The sequence below is a fragment of the Frankia sp. Mgl5 genome (assembly GCF_023242985.1).
In the GTDB taxonomy this organism is placed as follows: Bacteria; Actinomycetota; Actinomycetes; order Frankiales; family Frankiaceae; genus Parafrankia; species Parafrankia soli.
In genome coordinates, this window is record NZ_JALKFY010000008.1 from 98426 (window position 1) to 114447 (window position 16022).

The following is a 16022-nucleotide window of genomic DNA, read 5'->3' on the forward strand; positions in this document are numbered from 1 at the left end:
CTCACGTCCCCCGGACGGCCCGGTCACGCACCGGGATAACCCGGGGCCGTTCCGGGGAACATCCGGTAGGAACCCCGCGCTCGCCCGGGTACACCTGACGGATGCCGGTCGGCTCCGGGCGTTCCGCGACGGCGCGGCTCGCCGCCTCGACGACGGCCACGACGCTGCTCGTGGCCGCGGCGACCGTTCCCGCCGGGTGGCCGTACTGGGAGCGCCACCGGCTGGCCGCCGTCCCGAACGTGGGCGTGGCGGTGGCGCTGGTCGTCGCCGGCATGCTGCTGCGCGGCGACCCGTCGTCACGCCGGTGTGGGGAGCTGCTGGCCCTCGGCGGCCTGTGCTGCCCGCTGACCTGGCTGATGAGCTGGGACGTCGGCCCGCTGCCGCTGATCGCCGTCCTCGGCCAGTCCGCCTACTGGGTGGCCTACGCCTGGGGGCTGCTGCTCTACCCGGGGAACACCCTGCGCGGCCGGGCCGACCGGTGGTGGGTCACGTCCGCGGCGGTGATCCTGCTGGGCGGGCAGGTGCTGACGGTCGTCATCTCCCGGCCGTCCTGGAACGGCTTCACCGACGGTGTGCTGTGGCCCGCGCCGCTGCTCGTCGGCCGGGCCCGTTTCGAGGCGGCGCTGGACGTCCTGCTCGTCCTCTACGTCCTGGTGCCCGTGACGTTCGTGCTGCTGGCGGTCGCCCGGATCCGGACGGCGCGGGGCCTGGAGCGGGTCGTCGCCGGGCCGGTGCTGCTCTCGGCGGGCTTCGTGGCGCTCGTCGCCGCGGTGACCTACCCGGGTCTGATGGCCGAACCCGGGCTGGGCCGCATCGAGGACGCGGTCGCGTTGCAGGGGGCCGCGTCGATCGTCTCCCCCGTCGTGCTGCTCGCCGTCGGCGCCCGCCGCCGGCTGCTGCTGACGACGACCGCCGACCGGCTCGGCCGGGAGATCGGGTCGCCGACACCGGCGTCGGTGCGGGCGGCGCTGCGGGACCTGCTGCGCGACGCCACCCTCGAGGTCTACTACCGCCAGCCGGGCACCTGCCGCCAGCCGGACACGGAGGTGTTGGTGGATCTGCACGGCCAGGTGGTGGACCTCCCCCCGGAGGACCACCGGGGGGAACGGTCGGACCGGCCGGGCCCGGAACAGCGCTGGTACGTCCCGGTGCGGTCCGCGGCCGGCGCGCCGGTCGCGGTGCTGAGCATCGATCCCGTCCTGCGCCGCCACCGGCGGCAGGTGGCGGCGACGCTGGCCGCGGCGGCCGCGGCGCTGGAGCAGGCGCGGGCGCAGAGCGGCCTGCGCGCGCAGCTCGTCCGCCTGGGTGAGGAACGCCGGCGGGCCGCGCGCACGCAGGCCCACGAGTGGGCGCTGGTCGGGCGGGAGCTGGACGACGGCGTCCGCCGGCGCCTGGCCGAGCTCGCCGCGGCGGCGGGGGACGTCGCCCGGACGGTGTCGGAACCGGCCACCGCTCGGGCCCTGGCGGAGATCGGCGAGGGGCTGCGCGCGGCGCACGGCGAGCTCGCCGACATCACCCGGGAGGCCCATCCCGCCGTCCTGGAGCGGGACGGCCTGCTCCCGGCGTTGGAGAGTCTCGCCGCGGGGCTGGGGCTGGGCGGCCCGAGCCTGCTGCGGGTGCCCGCCGGCCGCTTCGACGCGACGGCCGAGCGGGCGATGTACGCGGCGCTCGCCGCCGCGCTGCGCGCCATCGCGGCGACGGGTTCGACGGCGCCGTGCCCGGCGGCGGCCGGAAGTGTGCGGGGGGCCGCCCGGGTCGAGGTGCGCGCCGAGGGCGCGATGCTCGTCGGCGAGGTCACCTGCGCGGTGCCGGTGGCCGGCGGGGTGCGCGCCGCCGCCGACCACGCCCGGGCGCTGGGCGGTTGGGTCGCCGTACGCGGTGTCGCCGGCGGCGCCACCACGACCCGGGTGACGGTCCCGTGCGGGTAGCGATCGCCGACGACAGCCCGCACTTCCGCGAGGGCCTGCGGGCGCTGCTGACCAGCCTCGGCGTGGACGTCGTCGCCGTGGTGGAACGCGGCGCCGACCTGGTCTCGGTGGTGATGGCCGCACCCGCCACCGCCCCGGTGGACGTCGCCCTGGTCGACATGCGGATGCCGCCCACCGGCACCGACGAGGGGCTGCGCACCGCGCGGCGGATCAAGGCGTGCCGCCCGGACGCGGCGGTGCTGGTGTTCTCCGCCGACGACGAGGCCCCCTACGCCGCCGAGCTGCTCGGCGGGGCGCTGCCGGGAACCGGCTACGCACTCAAGTCCAACATCACCCAGCGCGACGTCCTGCGCTCGACGCTGAGCCGGCTGGTGTGGGGCGAGATCGTCGTCGACGGCGACGTCGCCCGCCGGCTGGTGACCCGGCCGGAACGCGCGCCGGACCTGCTCCGGCTGGACGAGCGGGAGCGCGCGGCACTGGTACTCGCGCTGCGCGGGCAGCCGGTCGAGGCGGGTGTGCTGGCGGGTCTGCGGGTGAAGCTGGGGCTGCCGGCCGTCCCCGGCGTCAGCTGCCAGCTGCGCGCCTGGCTGCTCGCGCCGGCCGACGGCCCTGGCCCTGGCCCGACGGATCGCGCCGGCCCGCGTCTGGACGTCCCGCCCCGTGACCCCCCACAGCGTGCCGGAGCCGGATGAGCCACCGCAGCACCGCGGACGTCCCCGGGACAGGGTTGAACCTGGCCGCGTTGATCCAGGGCAGGCCCACCCGGCGGGTGGCCACCGAGCGCGGCCGGGCGAACTCCCGCAGGCCGGCGGCGCCGTGGACCCGACCGAACCCGCTCTCGCCGCTCCCGCCGAACGGCAGCGCCGGGATCGCCGCGAACGACAGCACCGCGTTGACCGAGACCATCCCGGCGTCGAGGCGGGCGGCGATCTCCTCGCCGCGGGCCCGGGAGAACACGGTCGCGCCGAGACCGTAGGCGGTGCCGTTCGCCAGGGCGACGGCCTCGTCGACGTCGGCGACGGTGCGCACGGTCATCATCGGCCCGAAGGTCTCCTCGCGCACGGCCGCGCTGTCCTCGGGGACGTCCACGAGCACGATCGGGTCGATGTACGGCACGCGCACCGACTCCGGGCCGCCGAGCAGCGCCGTCCCGCCGCGGGCGAGCGCGTCGTCGAGGTGGCGGCGGACGACCTCGCTCTGGCGGGGCAGTGTCATCGGGCCGTAGTCGGCGCCGGCGTCCGACCCGGGCCGGATGTCGGCGAGGACGCGGCGCAGCTGGGTGAGGAAGGCGTCCCGGACACCGGCGACGACGTAGACGCGCTCCACCCCGGCGCAGGTCTGGCCGGCGTTCGACGTCGCCCCCCAGGCCACCGCGCGTGCCGCGGCGGCCAGGTCGGCGTCCTCCGCGACGATCGCAGCGTCCTTGCCGCCGCACTCGACGACGACGGGGGTCAGCGTCTCGGCGCAGGTGGCCATGACCCGCCGCGCCGTCGCCGCCGAGCCGGTGAAGGCGATCTTGTCGACGCCGGCCGCGCACAGCGCCGCCCCGGTCTCGGCGAGCCCCGTCACCGCGATGAACACGCCGGGGGGCAGGTCCGGGTTCGCGGCGGCGAACGCCTCGGCCAGGTAAACACCGACGGTGGGCGTGAGCTCGCTGGGCTTGAACACGACGGTGTTGCCCGCGGCCAGCGCGTAGGCGATGGACCCCAGCGGCGTCAGGACCGGGTAGTTCCACGGGCCGATCACGCCGACCACGCCGTAGGGCAGGTGGTCGATGCGGGCCTTGTGATTGGCCAGCACGAGCCCGGTGCGGACCCGGCGGGTGCGCAGGACCCGGTGCGCGTTGCGCGCCGCCCAGCGCAGCTGCTCGCAGGCCAGGAGGAGCTCGAGCCGGCCGTCGATCTCCGGTTTCCCGTTCTCCAGGTGCATGAGCTCGATCAGGTCGCGGTCGTGGGCGGCGAGCCAGGCGTCCCAGCGCAGCAGAGCGGCGCGGCGGCCCGCGAAGCCCGCGGCCCGCCACTGCCCCGCGGCGGCCCGGGCCGACCGCACGCTCGCCGCCACGTCGTCGGCGGACATCGCCAAGTAGGTCCCGATGACCTCGTCCGTCGCCGGATTGCGTGTCTCGAACTTCGCCATCGCGACCACCGTCCCGTCTCCTCGCCCGCCTGACGCTTGCCTGACGCGGCCGGCTGTCAGCTACTTGCCCTGGAAGACCGGTGCGCGCTTCTCGCTCCGGGCGCGGCGGCCCTCCTGCGCGTCCTCGCTGGTCCAGCATGCCTGGTAGGCAGCCATCACCTCATCGGGACGCACCGCCTCGGGGTCGGCGGCCGCGTTGAACGCGCGCTTGGAGTAGGCGAGGGTCAGCGGCGCGAGGCCGGCGATCTCCCGGGCCCAGGCGAGGGCGGTGTCGAGCCCGCCGACGCGCTGGACCAGGCCCAGCTCGAAGGCCCGGCGCGCCGGGACGCTCTCGCAGCCCAGCACGATGGCGCGGGCCGCGCCGCCGCCGGCCAGCTCGGCCAGCCGGCGCAGCGTCCACGGGTCCACCGACAGGCCGAGCCGCGCCGTCGGCACCGCGAACGAGGCCTCCTCGACGGCGACACGCAGGTCCGCGGCGAGCGCGAGCTGCAGCCCGGCGCCGATGGCCGGGCCGTTGATGGCGGCGATCACCGGGACGGGCGCGCCGGTGATCGCGTGCAGCGCCCCGTAGAGCGCGTCGGTGAAGGCCTCGCCGTAGACCTGGTCGAGATCCGCGCCGGCGCAGAAGCTCGTCCCGGAACCGGTGAGCACCACGGCACGGACACCGGCGTCCAGCGCCCGGCCGATGCCGGCGCGCAGGCCGAGGCAGTGCTCGGTGTCCAGTGCGTTGCGGCGCTCGGGCCGGTCGATCCGCACCACGGCGATCTGGGGGTCGGCGGGGCGCTCCCCAGCCCCGGGCTGGGGGTCGGACACGCCGCGAAGCTCAACGTCTATCACGGCGTCAACCCTCCCAGATCTCACCCCGCTGCTCCCGAAGTAGCGCGGAGCCACCCACCAGCACATGATCCACCAGGGTCCGCGGGGCCGGGTCGGGCAGGGCCAGGCACTCCCGGCGCAGCGTGGCCGCGGCTTCCTCCGCCTCCGCCCGCACACCCTCGAACCAGGCCGGGTCGTGCGTGTGGCCGAGCAGCAGCGCGACCCGGTCGATCGGGTCGCGCGCCCGCCACGCCGCGACCTCGGCGGCCTCCTGGTACCTGCTGGCGTCGTCGGACGTCGTGTGCGGCGCCATCCGGTAGGTGTTCGCCTCGATCAGGACGGGGCCCTGACCCGAGCGGGCGTGCTCCAGGGCCCAGGTGGTCACCGCGTGCACCGCCAGCACGTCGTTGCCGTCCACCCGCACGCCCGGAAAGCCGAAGCCCGCCGCGCGGCGGGCCAGCGGCACGGGTGACTGGCGCGCGCTGGGTGTGGAGATCGCCCACTGGTTGTTCTGGCAGAAGAACACCACCGGCACGCCGAAGCTCGCGGCCCAGACGAACGCCTCGTTCGCGTCGCCCTGGCTCATCGCGCCGTCACCGAGGTAGACCATCACCACCTGGCCGGCTGCGCCGTCGAGGCGGACGCCCAGGCCGTAGCCCACCGCGTGCAGGGTCTGCGACGCCAGCACGAGCACGTAGTTGGCCACGTTGTACGCCTCGGGATCCCAGCCGCCGTGCGTGACGCCCCGCAGCAGGCGCAGCACCTCGACCGGGGGGATGCCGCGGTGCCAGACCACGGCATGCTCGCGGTAGCTGGGGAAGAGGAAGTCCGCCGGCCCGGCGGCGGCCGCCGAGCCCACCTGGGCGGCCTCCTGGCCCCGCAGCGGAATCCACAGGACCAGCTCGCCCTGGCGTTGCAGCGCCGTGGCCTCCTCGTCGAGGCGGCGCGCCCGCACCATCTCCCGGTAGAACGACTCCGTCTGCCGGGAGTCAGCACGCACAGTGAAACGCGGGTCGTCGACGAGAGTGCCGTCCGGCGCAAGCAGCCGAACACCCGTGTCGAACGGAGCGCCGTTCTCACTGCGTTCCGCCATCAACGTCATCCGTATTATTCCTGTCTGGTCGACGACACAGTTTGCGATGCCTGCGAGGAGGGGACACCCGAGGGGTAGTCATCACCCGACCCAGGGGGGCCGTCCATCGTGTTTCAAATTATTTGGATAGTGCTGGCAGGTCTCGTCATCGGTCTTCTCGCGCGGCTTATCATGCGCGGGCGGCAGGATATCCCAATCTGGCTCACCGTGGTCGTCGGTATAGTCGGCGCCCTGGTCGGAAACGTGATCGCCAGCGCAATCGGCGTGCGTAACACGGCGGGCATCGACTGGATTCGACACATTCTTCAGGTCGGCGTCGCCGTCGCCCTGGTCGCGCTCGTCGCGCCGTTGTGGGCGAACCGCCACCAGCACCATCCGGTCGGCCGCTAGCCCACCGGCGGGTCGGTGGGCCCGCTCCTCTTCCAGGGGGCGGGCCCGGTGGAGGTGGGGCCTGACCAGGCAGCCGTGCCCGCTAGACGTAGGCCTCGTCGACGTAGCACCAGCGCCAGTCCTCGCCCGGTTCGTACGAGCGGACGATGGGGTGCTCGTGGGTGTGCGCATGGGCACGGGCGTGCCGCAACGGAGAGGAGTCGCAGCACCCCACATTGCCACATGTGAGACACAGCCTGAGGTGCACCCATTGCGAACCGACCCGCAGACACTCTCCACAGCCGTCCGGCGGGGTGGGCTCGACAGGTCGTACCAACGACAGATGCGGATCTTCGCCAGCGGCCATGAACCCATTCTCCATTGACCGAACACGGGCTGCCAAGCAGGCCACCATCCCGCCCCGAAATCTCAGTACGTCCTAAATTCTGGCGTGCGAAGAACCCGTGACCGTGGACACTGCCAACCGCGGCCACCGCCACCGGGCCGGAAAATGAATGGCCGCGGTTCTCAGAAGGCGGCGTGCCGCTCCACCGCGCTGAGCCAGGCCTGCGGGTGACTGGCCTGCGGGTTGTGATCGGCACCGGCGATCACCGCGAGCCGGGCACCCTCGATGGCGCCGCCCAGATCCCGCGCGGCACCGCGCAGCAGGACGTCCCGCTCGCCGACGATGACCGTCGTGGGGCAGCGGATCTCGCCCAGCCGGTCGATCATCGAGGGGTAGGCGTTGAGCTCGTGGCCGAAGGCGGCGAGGGCGGCGGGGTCGGCGTGGTCCCCGTGCCCCAGCAGCGCGGTCGCGGCGGCGATGCCCTCCATGAGCGCGCCCATGCCCAGCCGGGACAGCAGATGATCACCCGCCGCCGGCGCCGCGGCGGTGTCCATCAGGATCAGCGACCGGACGGCCTCGGGGTGGGCCAGCGCGTACCGGAGCGCGACCACCCCGCCCATCGAATGCCCCAGCAGGTGCAGCGGCGCCAGCTCCAGCGTCGCGACGACGGTCTCGAGATCGCGGACGAGGTGGTCGAAGGTGTACTCCGGGCGGGCCGCCCGCCCGCTGGTTCCGTGGCCGCGGTGGTCGTAGGCCACGACCCGGTTCGACACGGCGCCGGCGAGCTCGCGGGACACCCCGGCCCAGTCCCTGGTGCTCCCACCGATGCCGTGCAGGAGCAGCAGCGGGGTGGATGAGTGCGCCTGGCCCGTCCAGGTCTCGACGTGCAGCGCGAGGCCGCCGACGTCGACCCGGTGGCCGAGGTCCTTCTCCAGGACGGCGAAGACCAGGTCGTCGCGCAGCGGCACGCCGAACCGGGTGTCCCCGTAGGGGAAGGGCTCGTGGCGGTCCGTACGCCGGTAGCCGCGCCGCTCGTACCAGGCGATCAGCTCGGCGCGCAGCGAGATGACGTACAGCTCCATCCGGGCCGCCGCCCACTCGTCGCGGGCGAGTGCCTCCGCGGCGGTGAGCAGACGGTCCCCGATCCCCCGCCCCTGGATGTCCGGTTGGACGGCGAACATGCCGAAGTAGGCGCCGTCCGGGCGCCGCTGGAGCTGGCAGCAGCCGACCGGCTCCCCGGCCGGGCCGAGCGCGAGGAGCATCCGGATGTCGGGCTCGGCGAGCGCGGCGGCGAGCATCTCCGGGTCGGTGCGCTGGCCGTCCAGCAGGTCGGCCTCGGTGGTCCAGCCGACCCGGCTGCGCTCGCCCCGGTACGCGGACTCGATCAGCTCGACAAGCGCGGCGACGTCGCCCGGCCCGGCGGCGCGCAGGGTCAGCTCCGCGCGATCCCCGACGGGGTGATCCGCGTCAGTGGCCATCAGGCGGCCGCGCCGAGCAGCTCGGCGGCGAGGCGGGGCAGGACGGCGCCCAGTGGCGAGTCGATGGTGAACTCCGCCCGCGCGTCGCCGCGGGTCGGGCCCTGGTTCACGATCCCGACCGGGATGCCGAGCTCTCCCGCCCGCAGTACGAACCGGTAGCCCGACATGACGGCCAGCGACGAGCCGAGCACTAGCAGCCCGCGAGCGTTCTCGACCAGCGCGACCGCGGACGCCAGCCGCGTCGGCGGCACCGTGGCGCCGAAGAAGACCACGTCGGGCTCCAGGTCGCCCCCGCAGCCGGTGCACCCCACTACGACGAAACCGTCGATCGCCCCGTCGGGGAGGGTGACGTCGCCGTCCGGGTTGACCTCGGCGCCGAGCGGCGACGCGGCGGCCACCCCGGCGGCGAAGCCCGGGTTCGCCGCGCGCAGGCGGCGGTCGAGCTCGGCCCGCGCGCTGAGCGCCCCGCAGGCCCGGCAGCGGACCCGGGCGAGCTCGCCGTGCAGGTCGATGACCCGGAGCGACCCGGCGGCCTGGTGCAGCCCGTCGACGTTCTGGGTGATGACGCCGTCGAGCAGGCCCGCGGCCTCCAGTTCCGCCAGAGCGCGGTGCCCGGTGTTGGGGCGTGCCCCGGCGACGTGACGCCAGCCGAGGTGGCTGCGCGCCCAGTACCGGCGCCGGGCCGCCTGGTCCCGGTTGAACTGCTGGTAGGTCATCGGCGTGTGCCGGCGCAGCGAGCCGTTCGGCCCCCGATAGTCAGGGATTCCCGAGTCGGTCGACATCCCCGCTCCGGTGAGCACCGCGACGCCACCGCCGGCGACAAGATCACGCAACCGGGCGAAGACCATGCTTCGAGGGTATGGCCCGCCGCCCGGACGAGGCGGCCGGGTGCCGGCGAGGCGCCCCGCGGCGCCCGGTGGTGCCGCCCACACCACAGACGTACCGTTAGCTCATGAACACGCGCTGCAAGGACCCTGCTGAGGTATCTGGTCCGAGCGCCCCGCCCTGCCACCCTGCCGGCGAGCTGACCGATCTGGCCGCCGGCCACCCGGCCGCCGCGACGACGGGCTCCTGCGTGACCTGTTCCGACGGCGTGATCGAGATGGAGATCGTCCGCCTGGAGGAGGGCGGGCTGGCCCTGGCGCGGGCGTCGGCGGGCGTCGAGGAGATCAGCATCGCGCTTGTGCAGGCGCAGGCCGGCGACACCGTCCTGGTGCACGCCGGGGAGGCGATCGCCGTCGTGTGAATGACCGGTGAACGACCGGAAGGGGTGGGAGAACCGTGTCCACAGTCGAGGATCCGATCCACATTCTCTGGATCAACGCCGGACTCAGCTGCGACGGGGACTCGGTCGCGCTCACCGCAGCCACCCAGCCCAGCATCGAGGACATCGTTCTGGGCACCCTGCCGGGCCTGCCGAAGGTGAGCGTCCACTGGCCGCTCATCGATTTCGAGTCCGGGCCGGAGCAGGGCGCCGACACCTTCATCGACTGGTTCCGCAGGGCCGACCACGGCGAGCTCGATCCGTTCGTCCTGGTCGTCGAGGGGTCCATTCCGAACGAGGACCTGATCACGAACGGGGGTTACTGGAGCGGCTTCGGGAACGACCCGGAGACCCGCCAGCCGGTGACCACCAGTACCTGGCTCGACCGGCTCGCGCCGAAGGCGCTGGCGATTCTCGCGGCGGGAACGTGCGCCACGTACGGCGGCATCCACGCGATGGCCGGAAATCCGACCGGGGCGATGGGGGTCCCCGACTATCTCGGCTGGGACTGGAAGTCCAAGGCGCAGATCCCGATCGTGTGTGTTCCGGGCTGCCCCGTCCAGCCGGACAACCTGTCGGAGACGATCACCTACCTGCTCTACCAGGCGAGCGGGCAGGCACCGATGATCCCCCTCGACGACCAGCTCCGCCCCCGGTGGCTGTTCGGCGCCACCGTGCACCAGGGCTGCGACCGGGCCGGGTACTACGAGGAGGGCCAGTTCACCACCCAGTACGGAACACCGCAGTGCCTGGTGAAGATCGGCTGCTGGGGCCCGGTGGTGAAGTGCAACGTTCCCAAGCGCGGCTGGATGAACGGGGTGGGTGGCTGCCCGAACGTCGGCGGGATCTGCATCGCGTGCACGATGCCCGGATTCCCGGACCGGTTCATGCCGTTCATGGACGAGCCGCCGGGCGCCCACCTCTCGACGACCGCGAGCGGACTGTACGGCGCGGTCATCCGCAGACTGCGCGCCATCACGATGCGCAAGGCGGACGTCGAACCGCACTGGCGGCGCCGGGACGTCCACGCAGGCCAGGACGACGATCGCGCGCGGGAGAAGGTGCTGATATGACGACCACCTCGGCGCACACGGCAACCGATGCCCGGGACGCCCGCCTGCTGGAGATGTCGTGGGACCCGATCACCCGCATCGTCGGGAGCCTCGGCATCTACACGAAGATCGACTGGCCGGCGCGCAGGGTGGTCGAGTGCCACAGCACGTCGTCCATCTTCCGCGGATACAGCATCTTCATGAAGGACAAGGACCCCCGCGACGCCCATTTCATCACCAGCCGGATCTGCGGCATCTGCGGTGACAACCACGCCACCTGCTCGGTGTACGCGCAGAACATGGCGTACGGCGTGAAGCCGCCGCCGCTCGCCGAATGGATCATCAATCTGGGCGAGGCCGCCGAGTACATGTTCGACCACTGCATCTACCAGGAGAACCTGGTGGGGGTCGACTACTGCGAGAAGATGGTCGGCGAGACCAATCCTGAGGTACTCGAGCTGGCCTGGGCCACCGAGTCGCCGCACGCCGACGAGCACGGGTACCGGACCATCGGCGACATCATGCACGCCCTCAACCCGATCGAGGGCGAGTTCTACCGCGAGGCGCTGGGCATGAGCCGGCTCACCCGCGAGATGTTCTGCCTGATGGAGGGGCGGCACGTCCATCCATCCACGCTCTACCCGGGTGGCGTGGGCACGGTGGCCTCCGTCCAGCTGTTCACGGACTACCTCACCCGGCTGATGCGCTACATCGAGTTCCTCAAGCGTGTCGTCCCGATGCACGACGATCTCTTCGACTTCTTCTACAAGGCGCTGCCCGGCTACGAGGAGGTCGGCCGGCGGCGGATCCTGCTCGGCTGCTGGGGGGCGTTCAACGAGCCGGAGCGGTGCGACTTCACCTACCGGAACATGGCCGACTGGGGCCGGAGCATGTTCGTCACCCCGGGGGTGGTCGTCGACGGCAACCTGGTCACGAACAACCTCGTCGACATCAACCTCGGCATCCGCGTCCTGCTGGGCAGTTCGTACTACGACGACTGGGACGACCAGCCGCTGTTCGTCACCCACGACCCGCTGGGGAACCCGGTCGACCGGCGGCACCCGTGGAACCAGACCACCATCCCCCACCCGAGCCGGCGCGACTTCGACGACAAGTACTCGTGGGTGATGTCGCCACGCTGGTTCGACGGCATCGACCACCTGCCGCTCGACACCGGCGGCGGCCCGATCGCCCGGCTGTGGAGCACGGCGCTGTCCGGGCTGGTCGACATCGGCCACGTCCGCGCGACCGGGCACAGCGTGCGGATCACGCTGCCGAGGTCGGCGACGGTCGGCGAGCGGACCTACGAGTGGACGATCCCCCGCTGGAGCAACACCCTGGAGCGCAACCGCGCCCGCACCTACTTCCAGGCGTACGCGGCGGCCTGCGCGCTGTACTTCGCCGAGCAGGCGCTGGCCGAGGTCCGGGCGGGCCACTCGAAGACGTGGGAGTCCTTCGACGTCCCCGACGAGGCCGTGAGCTGCGGGTTCACCGAGGCCGTCCGCGGGGTGCTGTCGCACCACATGGTCATCCGGGACGGCCGGATCGCGAACTACCACCCGTACCCGCCGACGCCGTGGAACGCCAGCGTGCGCGATGTGTTCGGCACGCCCGGCCCGTACGAGGACGCGGTGCAGAACACCCCGATCTTCGAGCAGAACCCGCCGGAGTCGTTCAAGGGGATAGACATCATGCGCACTGTCCGCAGCTTCGACCCGTGCCTGCCCTGCGGGGTGCACATGCACACCGGCGCCGGACGCACGTTGGACGTCGTCCACACCCCGCACGCCTTCACCCCCGCCGGGTGATCACGATGGCGGTGGGGACGGCGGTCGCGAGCACGGACCCGCGGGGCGCGGCCGGCCCACGGGCCCCGGCCGAGCGCGACTCGGCCGGCCCGCGGAACTCGGTCGACCCGCGCGCGGCGGCGGCCCGGGTGGACGACCTGCTCACCCGGCTGGAGCAGCTGGGCGACAGCCGGACCAGGGTGCTGGCCGAGGAGATCGTCCGAGCACTGATGGAGTTCTACGGGGCGGGCCTGGCCCAGCTCACGGCGATCGCGGGCACGGAGAACGTGCGGGCCTTCGCGGCGGAGCCCCACCTCGGGGCGCTGCTGGCCATGCACGGCCTGCACCCGGTGAGCACCCGGCGCCGGGTCGAGGAGGCCTTCGCGCGGCTCGGGGAGCTCCCCGGGGCACGCACCCTCCGCTTCGAGATCACCGGCACGGAGGAAGATCCGGTCGTCACCGTCCACTCGTCGGGCCGGCCGCCCGGCCCGACGGTGGTCGCCGCGGTCGAGGACGCCGTCGAGACGGCCGCCCCCGAGGTGACCGTGCTGGTCGAGGGGGCCGGGGCCGCCGCGCCGGGCGACCTCGCCGCGGGGCGGGCCCTGCTCCCCGTGGTCGGGGTGAGCGCCACGTGACCGCGACGCTGCGCCGCTACCTCGCGCCCGGCACCGGCCCCGGCGCCGCGCGCTGCGAGCTCTGCGGCGAGCGGATCGCCGAGGAGCACGGGCACATCACCGACCTGGACACCCGTTCCATCCTCTGTTCGTGTCCCGGCTGCCGGCTGCTGTTCACCCGCGCCGGCGCCGGCGGCGGCCGCTACCGGGCGGTGCCGACGAGGTACCTGTTCGCCGCGGCCTTCCCCGCCGGGGCCGAGCTGCTCGCGGCGGCGGGCATCCCCGTCGGGCTGGCCTTCTTCGTGATCCACGACGGGGCGGTGGGCGCGTTCTACCCGAGCCCGGGAGGCGCGACGCACTGCGAGCTGCCGGCCAGCACGACGGCCGGCGGCTTCGGCGCCGACCTGGCCGCGGCGGTGGGCTGGCAGCTCACCCCCGAGGTCGAGGGCCTGCTCGTGCACACGACACGGGACGGCCAGAGCGGCTACCTGCTGCCGATCGACGCCTGCTACCGGCTGGTCGGCGAGCTCCGGCTGCACTGGCGCGGCTTCGACGGCGGCACGCAGGCCCGGCAGCGGCTCGCCGCCTTCCTCGCCGACGCCCGCCGCAGAGCGGGCTCACCCGACAGCGACACGGACGCGCCGGACAGCGGAACGGATTCGCCGGACAGCCGAGCAGATTCGCCTGACGGCAGGGCTGGGGCCCGCGATGGCTGACCTGAGCTTCGACTGCCTCGACGTCGCACCGCAGCGCTACGCGGCGGCCCCGACACTGCTGTTCCGGCTGCGCATCGTCGAACGCGGCGGCGAGCGGCTGCACGCGCTGGCGCTGCGCTGCCAGATCCGCATCGACCCGGGCGCCCGGCGCTACGACCCCGTCGAGTCCCGCGCGCTCACCCACCTGTTCGGGACGGGCCCGGGCCCGCCGCACCCGATCCAGTTCGCCACCGTCTCCACGGTGGTGCCGGGCTTCACCGGCTCCACCGAGACCGAACTCGCCGTGCCCTGCGGCTACGACCTCGAGGTCGCGTCCGGGCGGTACTTCAGCTCGCTGCGCGACGGGGTGATCCCGCTGCGGCTGATGTTCAGCGGGACGGTGTTCGGGATCGGCCCGAACGGCCTGCGGGTCGAGCAGGTGCCCTGGCATCTGGAGGCCGGCTACCGGCTGCCGGTCGCAACCTGGCGGGAGCTGGTCGACATGTACTTCCCCGGCGAGGCGTGGCTGCGGCTGGACCGGCGCACCGTCGACGCGCTCGCGCGGTACCGGCTGGACCGTGCCATCCCGACCGCGGACGCCGCGATCACCTCCCTGCTGGCCGGAGCGGCACGATGAGCTCCCACGACCCGGTCGGCTTCCTCGACGACGCGGCGCGGGCGGTCTCCGACACCGTCCTCTACGAGGGATACCTCCTCTACCCGTACCGGGAGGACGCGCTGAAGAACCGCCACCACTGGCAGTTCGGCGTGCTGATGCCGCCGGCGTTCGCCGCGGGGGGCACCGGCGAGCACTCCGACGCCCGCACCGAGTTCCTCCTGGACGGCGGCCCGGGCACGACGCTCCGGATCGGTGCCCGGTGGCTGTGGGAGGGCGGCGGCGCCCGCGGCGACGCGGCGGGGGCGCTCTCCGTGCGGGTCGGCGAGCTGGCGGGCACGCCCGTCCGGCGGGGCCTGGTGCTCGGCGGGCCGGAACCGGGACGCGGCGAACTGCTGCTCGGCGCGCAGGCGCTGCCCGGCCCCTACGGCGGGTACCGGATCCGTGCCACCGTCCGCAACGTCTCCGCCCGGCCCGGCCAGCCGCCCGCCGACCGGGACGCGGCGCTGGGCCGGGCGTTCGTCGCCGTCCAGGTGGTGGCCCGGGCGTACGGCGGTTGTTTCCTCTCGCTGGCCGACCCGCCGGAGTGGGCGGCGGACGCCGCGCGGGCCTGCGTCAACGAGCGACTGTGGCCGGCGCTCCTCGGCCACTCAGGCCGCCTGGGCCGCTCGGACACGGTGCTCGCCGCGCCGATCATCCTGCCCGACCATCCCGAGATCGCGGCGGAGAGCCCGGCCGCGTTCTGCGACGCCACCGAGATCGACGAGATGCTGGCCCTGCGGACGTCCACGCTCACCGACGCGGAGAAGCTGGCGGCGCGCACGGGCGATCCGCGGGCCGCCGAGCTGCTCGCGTCCGTCGCGGAGCTCGCCCCCGCGATGGCCGAGAAGCTGCACGGCCGCGGCCGGGTCACCCCACCGCCGGCCCCGGGCCCGGCACCAGACGCGACACCGGGCGCGGAGCCGGCGGTGGGCAGCGCGGTGCGGCTGCGACCCCGGCCCGGACGGATACTGACCGGCCCGCTGACCGGTCTGGCGAGCGGGGCCGCGACCGGCAGCGACGCGCAGGACATGTTCGTCGACGGCCGCGCCGCCACCGTCGCCGCCGTCCTGCACGACGTGGACGGCCGGACCCATGTGGCGGTGACCCTGGACGACGACCCCGGCGCGGACCTGCGCCGGGAATTCGGTCGCTTCCTGTACTTCACCCCTGACGAGCTGGAGCGGCGATGAGTTGGATGGTGAACCAGTGAGCACGCTGGTGGCCGGCGTCGGCAACATACTGCTCGGCGACGACGGCTTCGGCGTGCAGGTCGCCCGCCATCTGCGGCGCACCGGCCCGCCGCCGCGGGTGACCGTCGCCGACTACGGGACCAGCGGGCTGCACCTGGCCTTCGACCTGTGCTCCGGCGGTTATTCGACGGTGGTGCTCGTCGACGCGCTCGGACGCGGGTACGAACCAGGCACGGTGTCCCTCGTGGACCTGACCGACGTGCGGGCGCCGTCCGAGGTCGACGCGCACGGGATGCGCCCGGATGTCGTCCTCGACCTGGTCGACACGCTCGGCGGGCATCTCGACCGGGTGCTGCTGGTCGGCTGCGAGCCGGCCTCGGTGGATCACCAGGTCGGGCTCTCGCCGCCGGTGGCGGCCGCCGTCGAGCCGGCGGCGCGCCTCGTCCGGTCGGTCATCTCCGGCCAGTCCGAGATCGGCGGCGCGCCCGAGACCGACAGCCCGCCCGAGACCACAGTCAGGCGGATCGAAATCCGACAGGAGGAATAATCATGTCGCACTGGATGGTGCTCGCCGCGGTCGCGCTCGGGGCCGGCGC

The 16022-nt window shown here is 73.7% G+C and carries 16 protein-coding genes and 1 pseudogene; 11 read left to right on the forward strand and 6 right to left on the reverse strand.

Annotation, left to right across the window (positions count from 1 at the left end; genetic code table 11):
• The first annotated feature begins 101 nt into the window (after positions 1–101).
• Complete coding sequence (locus MXD62_RS06235) at positions 102–1928, forward strand: hypothetical protein (protein ID WP_248828472.1); 1827 nt, start codon at positions 102–104, stop codon at positions 1926–1928.
• Positions 1919–2155: pseudogene (locus MXD62_RS06240) on the forward strand (response regulator transcription factor); the annotation flags it as partial. The gene MXD62_RS06235 and the pseudogene MXD62_RS06240, both read left to right, overlap by 10 nt.
• 337 nt (positions 2156–2492) lie before the next feature.
• Here the strand turns inward: MXD62_RS06240 and MXD62_RS06245 are convergent.
• The 3 genes from MXD62_RS06245 to MXD62_RS06255 are packed head-to-tail and all read right to left on the reverse strand — an operon-like array spanning position 2493 to position 5982.
• Complete coding sequence (locus MXD62_RS06245) at positions 2493–4064, reverse strand: aldehyde dehydrogenase family protein (protein ID WP_248828473.1); 1572 nt, start codon at positions 4062–4064, stop codon at positions 2493–2495.
• 60 nt (positions 4065–4124) lie between these two features.
• A complete protein-coding gene (locus tag MXD62_RS06250; RefSeq protein WP_248828474.1) occupies positions 4125–4877 on the reverse strand; it encodes an enoyl-CoA hydratase in 753 nt (250 codons plus the stop codon).
• Between the two features lie 28 nt (positions 4878–4905).
• Positions 4906–5982: a thiamine pyrophosphate-dependent enzyme gene (locus MXD62_RS06255; protein ID WP_368862319.1), complete on the reverse strand. Its 1077-nt coding sequence runs from the start codon at positions 5980–5982 to the stop codon at positions 4906–4908.
• A gap of 99 nt (positions 5983–6081) precedes the next feature.
• Here MXD62_RS06255 and MXD62_RS06260 point away from each other — a divergent pair, with 99 nt between their 5' ends.
• The gene (locus MXD62_RS06260) at positions 6082–6363 is read left to right on the forward strand and encodes a GlsB/YeaQ/YmgE family stress response membrane protein (protein WP_248828476.1); all 282 of its coding nucleotides are present in this window, start codon (positions 6082–6084) and stop codon (positions 6361–6363) included.
• A gap of 82 nt (positions 6364–6445) precedes the next feature.
• On the opposite strand, the gene MXD62_RS06265 is transcribed toward MXD62_RS06260, so the two are convergent.
• From MXD62_RS06265 to MXD62_RS06275, 3 genes are all read right to left on the reverse strand, one after another.
• Positions 6446–6709 carry a UBP-type zinc finger domain-containing protein gene (locus MXD62_RS06265; protein WP_248828477.1) on the reverse strand — a complete coding sequence of 88 codons (264 nt, stop codon included), beginning with the start codon at positions 6707–6709 and terminating at the stop codon, positions 6446–6448.
• Positions 6710–6870: 161 nt separating this feature from the next.
• Positions 6871–8166 carry an alpha/beta fold hydrolase gene (locus MXD62_RS06270; protein WP_248828478.1) on the reverse strand — a complete coding sequence of 432 codons (1296 nt, stop codon included), beginning with the start codon at positions 8164–8166 and terminating at the stop codon, positions 6871–6873.
• On the reverse strand, positions 8166–9014 hold the full coding sequence (locus tag MXD62_RS06275) for a Sir2 family NAD-dependent protein deacetylase (RefSeq protein WP_248828511.1): 849 nt from the start codon (positions 9012–9014) through the stop codon (positions 8166–8168). The genes MXD62_RS06270 and MXD62_RS06275 overlap by 1 nt, the downstream gene beginning before the upstream one ends.
• 104 nt (positions 9015–9118) lie before the next feature.
• Here MXD62_RS06275 and MXD62_RS06280 point away from each other — a divergent pair, with 104 nt between their 5' ends.
• From MXD62_RS06280 to MXD62_RS06315, 8 genes are read left to right on the forward strand one after another with little or no spacing between them, the layout of a single operon-like run.
• Positions 9119–9412 carry a HypC/HybG/HupF family hydrogenase formation chaperone gene (locus tag MXD62_RS06280; RefSeq protein WP_071064436.1) on the forward strand — a complete coding sequence of 98 codons (294 nt, stop codon included), beginning with the start codon at positions 9119–9121 and terminating at the stop codon, positions 9410–9412.
• A gap of 35 nt (positions 9413–9447) precedes the next feature.
• Entirely contained in the window at positions 9448–10503 is a 1056-nt protein-coding gene (locus MXD62_RS06285; RefSeq protein ID WP_248828479.1) for a hydrogenase expression protein HypE, read from the forward strand.
• Entirely contained in the window at positions 10500–12290 is a 1791-nt protein-coding gene (locus MXD62_RS06290; RefSeq protein WP_248828480.1) for a nickel-dependent hydrogenase large subunit, read from the forward strand. Before MXD62_RS06285 ends, MXD62_RS06290 begins: the two co-directional genes overlap by 4 nt.
• Positions 12291–12295: 5 nt before the next feature.
• Positions 12296–12904: a hypothetical protein gene (locus MXD62_RS06295; protein ID WP_248828481.1), complete on the forward strand. Its 609-nt coding sequence runs from the start codon at positions 12296–12298 to the stop codon at positions 12902–12904.
• Complete coding sequence (locus MXD62_RS06300) at positions 12901–13599, forward strand: DUF5947 family protein (protein ID WP_248828482.1); 699 nt, start codon at positions 12901–12903, stop codon at positions 13597–13599. The genes MXD62_RS06295 and MXD62_RS06300 overlap by 4 nt, the downstream gene beginning before the upstream one ends.
• On the forward strand, positions 13592–14215 hold the full coding sequence (locus MXD62_RS06305) for a DUF6084 family protein (protein WP_248828483.1): 624 nt from the start codon (positions 13592–13594) through the stop codon (positions 14213–14215). The genes MXD62_RS06300 and MXD62_RS06305 overlap by 8 nt, the downstream gene beginning before the upstream one ends.
• Positions 14212–15426: a hypothetical protein gene (locus MXD62_RS06310; RefSeq protein WP_248828484.1), complete on the forward strand. Its 1215-nt coding sequence runs from the start codon at positions 14212–14214 to the stop codon at positions 15424–15426. The genes MXD62_RS06305 and MXD62_RS06310 overlap by 4 nt, the downstream gene beginning before the upstream one ends.
• A gap of 16 nt (positions 15427–15442) precedes the next feature.
• Entirely contained in the window at positions 15443–15973 is a 531-nt protein-coding gene (locus MXD62_RS06315) for a hydrogenase maturation protease (RefSeq protein ID WP_248828485.1), read from the forward strand.
• Positions 15974–16022: the final 49 nt, after the last annotated feature.

What these genes read in the sequence shown, in the direction of transcription:
- MXD62_RS06255 (WP_368862319.1), bottom strand. Translation starts at nt 5,982, where the DNA reads ATGACGTTGATGGCGGAACGCAGTGAGAACGGCGCTCCGTTCGACACG.
- MXD62_RS06235 (WP_248828472.1), top strand. Translation starts at nt 102, where the DNA reads ATGCCGGTCGGCTCCGGGCGTTCCGCGACGGCGCGGCTCGCCGCCTCG.
- MXD62_RS06265 (WP_248828477.1), bottom strand. Translation starts at nt 6,709, where the DNA reads ATGGCCGCTGGCGAAGATCCGCATCTGTCGTTGGTACGACCTGTCGAG.
- MXD62_RS06280 (WP_071064436.1), top strand. Translation starts at nt 9,119, where the DNA reads ATGAACACGCGCTGCAAGGACCCTGCTGAGGTATCTGGTCCGAGCGCC.
- MXD62_RS06270 (WP_248828478.1), bottom strand. Translation starts at nt 8,166, where the DNA reads ATGGCCACTGACGCGGATCACCCCGTCGGGGATCGCGCGGAGCTGACC.
- MXD62_RS06275 (WP_248828511.1), bottom strand. Translation starts at nt 9,014, where the DNA reads ATGGTCTTCGCCCGGTTGCGTGATCTTGTCGCCGGCGGTGGCGTCGCG.
- MXD62_RS06310 (WP_248828484.1), top strand. Translation starts at nt 14,212, where the DNA reads ATGAGCTCCCACGACCCGGTCGGCTTCCTCGACGACGCGGCGCGGGCG.
- MXD62_RS06245 (WP_248828473.1), bottom strand. Translation starts at nt 4,064, where the DNA reads ATGGCGAAGTTCGAGACACGCAATCCGGCGACGGACGAGGTCATCGGG.
- MXD62_RS06295 (WP_248828481.1), top strand. Translation starts at nt 12,296, where the DNA reads ATGGCGGTGGGGACGGCGGTCGCGAGCACGGACCCGCGGGGCGCGGCC.
- MXD62_RS06290 (WP_248828480.1), top strand. Translation starts at nt 10,500, where the DNA reads ATGACGACCACCTCGGCGCACACGGCAACCGATGCCCGGGACGCCCGC.
- MXD62_RS06305 (WP_248828483.1), top strand. Translation starts at nt 13,592, where the DNA reads ATGGCTGACCTGAGCTTCGACTGCCTCGACGTCGCACCGCAGCGCTAC.